Here is a 738-nt window from a genome sequence, read left to right as displayed (position 1 = left end):
GGATACCAATGTAGATGCAAACCCAATGGGTGGAGTTACGACATTGGCCCCTGGAGCATCGACAACTTTTACTGCAGATTATACCGTAACCCAGGCAGATATCGATACAGGCGGCAATGTAAGTAATACTGTAACGGCAAGTTCTGATCAGGCACCGGATGCAACAGATGATCTGGACATCCCTATTGCCCAGGATCCATTGATGACCGTGGTCAAGAGTTCAACCACTACTGAAGTAACCGTAGCCGGTCAGGTAATTCCGTATTCTTACTTAGTAACCAATACAGGAAATGTTACCTTAACAGGAATCAGTTTATCGGATGATAATGTAGATGCAGACCCGGCGGGTGGAGATGCTACATTAGCTCCTGGAGCAACGACAACTTTTACTGCAAATTATACAGTAACACAGGCAGATATTGATGCAGGAGGAAATGTTACCAATAATGTAGTTGCTAGTTCTAATGAGGCACCAGATGCACCAGATGACTTAGACATCCCAGTTAGTCAGAATCCATTGATGACTGTGGTGAAAAGTTCAACCACTACTGAAGTAACCTTAGCCGGTCAGGTAATACCGTATTCTTACTTAGTAACCAATACAGGAAATGTTACCTTAACAGGAATCAGTTTATCGGATGACAATGTAGATGCAGACCCAGCGGGTGGAGTTACGACATTAGCTCCTGGAGCAACGACAACTTTTACTGCAAATTATACAGTAACACAGGCAGATAT

General features: G+C 43.6%; 1 protein-coding gene. It reads left to right on the top strand.

The features are described from left to right. Window positions 1–738 (top strand): DUF7507 domain-containing protein (locus JEM65_RS20860; RefSeq protein ID WP_199603645.1); only part of this gene is annotated, 738 nt, incomplete at both ends.

It is taken from the genome of Gelidibacter salicanalis (genome assembly GCF_016469035.1).
Lineage (GTDB): Bacteria > Bacteroidota > Bacteroidia > Flavobacteriales > Flavobacteriaceae > Gelidibacter > Gelidibacter salicanalis_A.
Note: the sequence above shows the minus strand (reverse complement) of the source record. Positions and strands in the feature narration are given on the sequence as shown.